Source organism: Sphingomonas echinoides (assembly GCF_029623395.1).
Lineage (GTDB): Bacteria > Pseudomonadota > Alphaproteobacteria > Sphingomonadales > Sphingomonadaceae > Sphingomonas > Sphingomonas echinoides_A.
The window spans coordinates 1-8,289 of the sequence record NZ_JAPYKK010000064.1 but is presented as its reverse complement, the minus strand read 5'-3'; the positions used below and the strand labels follow the sequence as shown (position 1 = coordinate 8,289).

At 59.7% G+C, this 8,289-nt stretch carries 5 protein-coding genes and 1 pseudogene; 1 reads left to right on the top strand and 5 read right to left on the bottom strand.

Features of this window, described 5'->3' with window-relative positions; all coding sequences use genetic code 11:
- Window positions 1-272: 272 nt before the first annotated feature.
- Window positions 273-383, bottom strand: a pseudogene (locus QBJ92_RS20145) (transposase); the annotation flags it as partial.
- Between the two features lie 219 nt (window positions 384-602).
- Here QBJ92_RS20145 and QBJ92_RS20140 point away from each other — a divergent pair.
- Window positions 603-1,697: a hypothetical protein gene (locus QBJ92_RS20140; protein WP_277971472.1), complete on the top strand. Its 1,095-nt coding sequence runs from the start codon at window positions 603-605 to the stop codon at window positions 1,695-1,697.
- Window positions 1,698-1,891: 194 nt separating this feature from the next.
- On the opposite strand, the gene QBJ92_RS20135 is transcribed toward QBJ92_RS20140, so the two are convergent.
- The 4 genes from QBJ92_RS20135 to QBJ92_RS20120 all read right to left on the bottom strand — a co-directional run.
- Complete coding sequence (locus QBJ92_RS20135; protein WP_277971471.1) at window positions 1,892-2,269, bottom strand: response regulator; 378 nt, start codon at window positions 2,267-2,269, stop codon at window positions 1,892-1,894.
- A gap of 9 nt (window positions 2,270-2,278) precedes the next feature.
- Entirely contained in the window at window positions 2,279-3,853 is a 1,575-nt protein-coding gene (locus tag QBJ92_RS20130) for a sensor histidine kinase (protein ID WP_277971470.1), read from the bottom strand.
- A 477-nt stretch (window positions 3,854-4,330) separates the two neighbouring features.
- A complete protein-coding gene (locus QBJ92_RS20125) occupies window positions 4,331-4,822 on the bottom strand; it encodes an RNA polymerase sigma factor (protein WP_277971469.1) in 492 nt (163 codons plus the stop codon).
- Window positions 4,823-5,487: 665 nt separating this feature from the next.
- A partial coding sequence (locus QBJ92_RS20120; RefSeq protein WP_277971468.1) for an autotransporter outer membrane beta-barrel domain-containing protein occupies window positions 5,488-8,289 on the bottom strand: 2,802 nt, incomplete at its 5' end.

Genomic DNA, 8,289 nt, shown 5'->3' with positions numbered 1-8,289 from the left:
TTTCGGAAGCGGCGTTGCTACGGTCCCGAGCGTTGCCAAAAACAATCGCGCTTGGAATGCAAAAGGCCTTCTGAATCGTCTTGGATCGGGCGGTTGCCGGCTGACCGCCTCATGTTGCGTGGACTACCGCTTATGTCAGACTTGGACGTTCACGCCGACAGACGTGAAAGGCGCAATCTGGCCGACTGCCACCGAAATTCCTGTGATCTCGAGGTCGATCGTCACCCGATCGATAATGACTAATTCTGGAGCAACCGGTTACCGCCGCCTGTCGACGCGACAGACATCCCGTGCCGACGACACAGATCCGTCACCACCGCACCTGCCTCGGCTTCCTTCAGGATGCCGATGATCTGCTCTTCCGAAAACTGCTTCCGCTTCATCTGTCCGTCCCTTTCCGGGGTCGGTCTCTAGCTCCAACTGGAGAAAAAACGGGACTCACGTCAGTTGCCATAAAGGATGGCTTTTTGAGAATTGATAAGTCGATATTCTGGCGAGGCGAGGTTGGTCAGGGGGCCGGTCGGTCGACAGGAAGCAGTCTGTAGGGGCATCCAAGCGTAGATGGCGCTCGTACCTCTTGTCTTAGTGCAGAGGGAATCGCGATGAGCAGCAAATTCCCGATACGGCCGGCGGGTCTGTTGCTTGTCGTACCTCTCAGCATACCGAAGGCCGTGGAAGCCCATGTGAAATGGTTCTGCGGCCCGATCAATGGCTCTGCACCGCCGCTGCCCTTTAGGCAGGCCGTGACACCATTCTTTCTCGAGCTTCTCATCCTGTTCGTCGGTCTCGTCATGCTCGGCGCCATGCTTGATGCTATGATAACGCGGTACGCGGGGAAGCTCGTCGTGGATCCCGATCGTGCAGCGCGTGCGAGCGACGTGATCGTACGGGGGGGCGTTGCGCTCTACGCGCTTTGCTTGTGGGGCAATCTTGCTGTCGTCATGTGGGCGGATCCATCCAGCGGATCGATCCTGACCCCCGACCTGTACGGTGCCGGGCACGCAGTCGGATATATCCAGTTGGTAACCGCGGTTGTCGTTTTGATACCGCGTCTTTCGATCTTTGCAGCAGCAGCTCTGCTCGTCTTGTATATGTTGGGCGTCGCAAAGTTCGGCGCTTTTTATATGATCGACTATCTGTTCTTTTTGGGGATCGCTGCGCATCTCGCGTTGGCCAGTCCGCTCTTGTCCCGGCTAACGGTCAGTCGATATCGCGTGCCAATCCTCATAGGATCGCTGAGTTTAAGCTTGATGTGGACGGCGGTCGAAAAGTTCTTGTTCCCGCAGTGGACGATCTCAATATTGGTTTCGCATCCTGGCATCACGGCCGGCCAATCGTTCTCAACGGTTGCAATGATTGCCGGCTTCGTCGAGTTTTCCCTGGCATTTTACCTGCTCACGGGTCGCGAAATTCTCGGCCGTATCGGAGCGATATTGCTGGGCATCGTTTTCGTCGCTGCTATGCCTGAGTTCGGAATGCTCGACATCGTCGGCCACATCCCCGTCCTCCTCATTCTCGTGATTGCCCTCGTTACCGGAGAGACGCCTCTTCAGCTCCTGTGTCGCGGAAGCGGTTCGGGCATCCTGTTATCAGGATGGAAGGTAGGCCGAGCGTATATCGCTACGCTCGGGGTTCTCATGCTCTTTTATTACAATCTTCATGCCCTATCGGTCTGGACCGTAACCAACGCGCAATGACGACTTATGTGGAAGGCGGACAGGAAGGCGGGTGGCGATCGCCAACATTGGGCAGCTGCCAGCTTTCCCAAAAAGAATCGAATATCGGGCAAAATACGAGTTCCCGGGAACTCGTACCCAAAGTTAAACGGAAAAACAGTTACCGGAGACAGGTGTCGCAGCCGCCCGTCGTCGGGAGGCCTTAGGCAGCGGCCTTATGCAGCCATCTTATGTAACAAAGCGATCACGCGATCCTGCCGGTAGGGTTTGGAAAAGAACACCGTCTCCGCCGGCATGACGGTCCGCGGCGGCAACGGCTTTCCTGACGTGATGATAATCTTGATGGGTGGCCAGCGGTCACGGATGAACGCTGCCAGCTTTATGCCGTCTAGGCCGCCCGGCATATCAATGTCGGTGAAGACGATTCGTATGTCCGGCCTGCTCTCCAGGATCGCGATGGCCTCGGCAGCGTTTGCCGCTTCCACCGGTTCGTAACCCGCGTCTTCGACCACCTGTGCTGCGAACAAGCGCAGCAACGGCTCGTCCTCGACAACGAGGACGATCGGCACGGGTGTGTGAGAAGCGATAGTCATAGGTTCCTGCTACGCCTGGGCCAAATGCTCGACGGAGGCCCGCAGGTCAGCCTCAAATCCATCGGGTTCATAACGGAGCTCGGTGCCGCCCGTTCCGGTCAGACCAAGCCTTATCAACTTCGAGCCAAAGCCTTTTCGGCTCGGCGCGACAACCAGCGGACCGCCGCGCTCGCGCCAACGAACGATCAGGCCGCTGGCCTCAATGGTCCATGTCAGTTCGACGTGACCGATGTCCAAACAGAACGCGCCATATTTACACGCATTTGTCATCAGCTCGTGAACGACAAGCGAGAAGGAAAGCGCGGCACGCGCGCCCAGCGGCACCGAAGGGCCGTCCAGAGTCATCCTCTCACCAAATCCAACCGTCTCAATCACGGCTTCGGCAACGGTCCGAAGGTCGGCGTCCTTCCAGCTTTTCTGAAGCAACACGTCGTGCGCCGCGCTCAACGCGATCAGTCGGCGCTCGAAACTCTCCACTGGTTCGCGCTGGGACACGGTACGCAATGTCTGGCTGGCGATCGCCTGGACCATCGACAGCATGTTCTTGAGGCGGTGGTTGATCTCGTCGTTGAGGACGCTTTGTTGCCGTTCGGCACGAAGGCGGGCGACGCCTGCCTCCAGACGAGCCGCGACACTGCGCAGGAACAGCACCTCGTCGGGCGTCCAGAACCGCGGCCGCGACGCGTTGACGATGAAGATGGCAACCGTGCGTCCATGGTCCCGCACCGGCATGTTGACCAGCGCGCCAATGTCGAGCGCACGCATCGCGTCGGTATGCGCCGAGGTGCGGTGATCGGTCGCAACATCCTCGATGACCAGCGGTTCGCCTGCCACCAGATCGGCACGCAACGTACCGTAGTCATCGAAGCGGTGCCGCCCCGCGATGCTCGCAACGCCCGGTGCGGTCCAGTCGGCCTCCACATCGACGATCTCCACGTCGGGATCGACTAGGCCAAAACTTGCCCGCTGCACCCCGAGGACGCGACCGACGACGGCAGCCGCTGCAGAGGTCATCTCGACCGCCTCCTCGCTGGCGCGGATGCGCTCGCCAATTTCGATCAGCGCCGTTTGCAGCTCCAGCAGCCGCGCGCTGACCTGTGCGGCACGCCGAAGATCGAGCTGATCGGAAACTTGTCGTCCCAGCGCACGTAGCAACGTCATCTGTTCAGGCGTCAGGCCTTCAGGCCGCGTCTTTGTATCAATTACGCAAAGACGTCCGACAACGACCCCTGAGCGAAGGACGAGCGGTGCGCCAGCGTAGAAGCGGAACGCCCGCTCGCCCGTCACCAGCGGGTTCGCCGCGGTGCGGGGATCGCGCGTTAGGTCGGGAATGACCAGCATTTCGGCATCGTCCACGTCGATCTGACACACCGACTGGGCAATCTCGGTCTGACATACCTCGAGGCCCACACGCGCCTTGAACCACTGTCGATCGTAATCGAGCAGGCTGATGAGCGCGATCGGCGTGTCGCAGGTGCGCGACGCGATGAAAACGATATCGTCGAACGCCTGTTCTTCAGGAGTGTCGAGTACCGCCAACTCCTTCAGCGCGTCCGCACGCCGCGCAGCTTGGATCTCCGACAATACCCCGCCCCTTCAATAACCTCGCCGTCCCCCCGGACTTCCGATCCCGCATAGCCATAATCAGATTCAGGGTGTGGCGATACGTCTGATTGATAAGTAGAGACGCTTGTCGGCTAGAGCACCAACCCCGCTTTCCCCAAAACCGAACCAATAGCGGGACAGTAGCTTGGACGATCGCGCTGAGAGCCGTCTGGGTCATCCCCTTTCCTAAAAATCCGTTCCCAATTCATCTCTCCCGAAATGGCCTTTCGAAGACGGAAAACGGGAAAGGCCGCGGTTAACGAATGGTATGGTCCTGGTTGGCTGAAACTTCAGTCGGACGTGACGAGCAAATCGACCAGGATTGTATGCGGCATTTCCTAACGTAAAGAGTATTGGCCTAGAGACGTACGCTGAGGATATGCCTAAAAGAACCGGCACTAATTCGATCAATATCGCTATCTGTAGAGCAGGTGCGGACTAAACTACGCTAAGGCATTAGGCCGTATCGATAGTGGCAAGACCAATTTGTAGCTTACGGATTCCTCGCTGCGCTCGACTCTTCACCGTGCTGACAGAGATGTCATCGCGCAAACTGATTTCCAAAAAGGTCATCCCCTCGAGGTAAACGTCGTTTAGCGTATTGCGGCAGTGGTCATCCAGTGTGGCAAGGCGCGACTTACACCATTGGATATCCCACGAGCGGGATACTTTTGCGTCGGGTCCATCCCTATCATCGGCTGCGTCCCAGCCCTCTGCCAGAGGCAACTCCTTGTTGGTATGCTTCCGGCACCAGTCGATCGATCGATTGCGAGCGATTGCAGCGAGCCAACTGATGGGACTGGCTACACCGTATTTCCATGAACCAGCATGCTGCCATATACGTTCGTAAACGTCATGGAGGATGTCTTCGGCCACACACCGGTCGTTACAAATGTAAAGGCATATTCCGTAAAGCTTTGCGCTGGTCAGACGGTAGAGTTCTGCCATCGCTGGCTCGCTCTTCTCGGCAACCGCTATGAGTATCTCGCTCAGATGGGCTCGAGCCCCTGCGCCGGCGTCGTCGCCGCTTTGGCAACGCTCACGAGTAATTGTCGACCGGCATGACGGGTCGGTCGAAATATCGCGCTGCATCGAGGCCTACCATTCCACGAGCGGAGTAGTTCCGCAACTGCTGAGCGTTCTTCTCACTGATCCAGTCCCAAGCTGTTCCGTATTGCGCTGTTGCAAACTGAAGGAGCGGCGACGGAGAAGCAGGAAACAGCTTTGTCGCCAATATCCTGAGTTTCGGACGTCTCGTATGTCCCCAATTTTGCGACATCGGAATATCTGCTTCTGGTGGATAGCGGCCCGTGCGCTTTCGGGTGGCTTTCGCAGTAAACTGACGTTCATTCAGTGGGCGGGACAGGAATCCGCACCGCTATTTTCGTGAAAACCATAATGGCTAGTTTAAAGAGTATTAGGGCTTAGCTGCCGCTTGGTTAGGTCAACCGTCGCACCAATCCTAAGTTATAAAGCGTCAGACCTGTCGGTACATATGCGACTCTGCCAGGGTATCTGGTGAATGGCTTGCGAAGTGTCTGCAGCTTCTTCTGGAACTCCCCCGCAGCATAGGTTGGCGCTGCGGGGAAGTTACCATGTGAGCTGCTGAGCATTTACCAGCGAACGCTGACTCCGCCCGAGTAGGTGTCAGTCGTCGCGTTAGCGGCATCGCCGTAGCGATAGCTGGCGCGCAGGCTCACGCCTGGCGTGACCGCAACGTCGACGCCGACATCTCCGCGAAAAGCCGTGTCACCTGCGTTGGCGGCCCGGACCGCGAAGCGCTGGCCGTACAGCGAGGGATCGATCGTGCTGTAGGCATCGCCGAGCTCACGCACCACGAACGCTGAGGCATACGGCCGAACCTGAGCCCCACCGAGGCCGAAGCTGGTGTCAAGCCGACCACCAGACCGCAGCTGAAGCGCTTCACGCCGAACGCTGCCAATCGTAAGCGCACTCACCTGATCACTGCCCTCTTCGACCGAACGTCGCTTGAGCCGATCATAGGCCAGACCGACCGCCGGGGTAATGCTGGTGCGGCCCAGGCCTATGCGTGCACCGATCTCCACGTCGCCGCCAACCGACGTGCCATGCGGTGTAGAGGCCAATCGCGCGCTATCGTTCGCCAGTTGGACCGTACGAGACACCTTGTAGCGATCCAGACCGCTCGAGATGATGCCATTGGCGTAGAGTGCACCCCTGCGCCACTGAGCGTAGGCGAGCAGCTGATAGCTGTTCATCCGAGCCTGGCCTTGTCCGTTAGCCGAGGCGCCAGTGCGTGCGTAGGAGACACCGCCGCCGATCGTCGTCGTGTCCGAGACGTTCTTATCAAGGCCGAGCGTCATCGTCGTGCTGGTGCCGCGATAGGCCTGCCCAAAGCCGTCGCCGTCGATCTGCTGCGTCGCGCCAGCGATGGTGCCCCACAGCCGCTGCGACAGTGATCCTTCGTCACCTACCGCGGCGGTTGCAACGCGGCCGACGAGATGGTCAGAGACGCCAGTCCTGGTGAGGCGGCTACTCTGCACGACCGCGTCCATGGCATCGGCGTGGATCTCACCTGATACCTGGCTGAGCGTACGGCCGAGCTCTTCGACCGAAAGGGTCATTAGCCCGTCGACGAACGTGCCCTTGGCACTTGTGTCGCGAACGCCAGCAGCGCCACGGAAGGCATCAACGGCGGCGCCGACGCTAGACGCGTTGCCGTTGCTGCCTGCGAACAGGTTGCCATAGCTCGCTGCGGTGACGGTGAGCACAACCGCGTCAGGCGTGTAGAGCACGTCGAAGCGGCTGTTGGGAGCCAGTCCCGACGTGGGCTGCGCCAACCCGGCGTAGCTTCCCGTGACACCGCCTTGCGCGGTGACAACGGTGAAGGTCTGTCCAATTGTCGGCGTGTAGGCGTTGGTCGCATCGCCCGTAATACCCCGAAGCTTCGGTACGATCGTGCCGGCTGCCGTGTACACGCTGTTTGCGCCGGTGAGCACCAGCGTGTCATAATGTCCGGCGCCAAGCCCTGGGGTGATACCGTCCACATCCACCGCGAAGGTGCTACCGGCGAACTGAGTGACGCTACCGTTTACGACGAGACGGCCAGGCGAGTTGCCGGGCGCAAGCGTGCCTCGCACCTCCATTCCGCCGTTGATCGAGCCCGAGCCCCCGGCGGCACCGTCTTTCTCGATCCAGACGTTGCCGGCGAAGCTGTTATTAAAGCTGAGCGTGCCCTGCTGCACGCAGGCGCCGATCGCGTTGCTCGCCGCAGCGAGCAGATTGAGCTGACCGGCACCCTGCTTGATCAGGCACTGATCACCGTCGACGATCCCTAGCAGCCGGACATTGTTGTCGCCGGTGTCCAACACCGCATTCGTCCCGGTGACATGGACGTTCTGCGTGATGGACATATCCGAGCCTGCCGAAAACCGGCTGTCCTGACGGAGGAAAATGTTTCCGCCCGCAGCGCCGATCGCCGACTGCTTGGTTGCCAGCAGACGCCCACCGAGCACGTCGATCACGACCTGGCTGTTTGCGCCGCTCAAAGTCAGCGTGCCCGGGCCGATCTTCTGAACAATACCGGCACCCTGGATATCGCCGGACACCGTGATGTCATGGACACCAGTATCGAAAGCAGCCAGCTTGGTGTTGTTCACCCGAATGGCATGAGTGATCGTCATGTCGGCGAGCGTGCGAAGCGTGGTGTTGTCCTGAATTGTCACCACGCCTTTGGGCGCACCCAGGGCTGCGTCCGACGAGAACGCCAGCGTACCACCCTGAACGTTGATGCCGTTCTGTGAATTGGCTCCAGTGAGCGTCAGCGTTCCATTGCCGAGCTTGTTCAGCGTGCCTGCGCCAGACACGTTGCCGCTCAGGGTCACGTCGTGGCCCTGCGTGTCGATTGAGCTGGCGACATCTGTCAGGATCACGGCGCGGCCGCTGGTGATATCGCCGGCTGTAGCAAGCCTGGCCGCACCGATCGTGATGGTACCGTCGCCCAGATTGCCGGCGCGTTCAACGGCAACCGTACCAGCAGAGACCGTAAGACCACCCGTCATAGTGTTGGTGCCGCTGAGAAACAGGATGCCTGGACCCGTTTTCGTCAGACCGCCTGCTCCGGTGATCATGCCGCGGTAGATGGTGTCGGTATCGCCGCCCGTCGTCAGCGTACCGTCGGTAAGACGAAGTTCGCCGCTACCGCTGATCGCGCCAACTTTTTCCGAGGATCGAAGCTCGAAGATGCCCTCGTTCCGCACCGATCCACTGTCAGCCAGCGCCGCTCCGCCACTGACGACCAGCTTGCCGCCAGAACCGATGATAGTGCGGCCGGTGTAGCTGTTGCTGCCGCCGAGCTGCTGGGTGCCGCCCGCGACGGTCACGCCGCCGCTGCCTGTGATGGTGCCGTCGAAACGGTCGGCCGCGTCGGTAAGGAC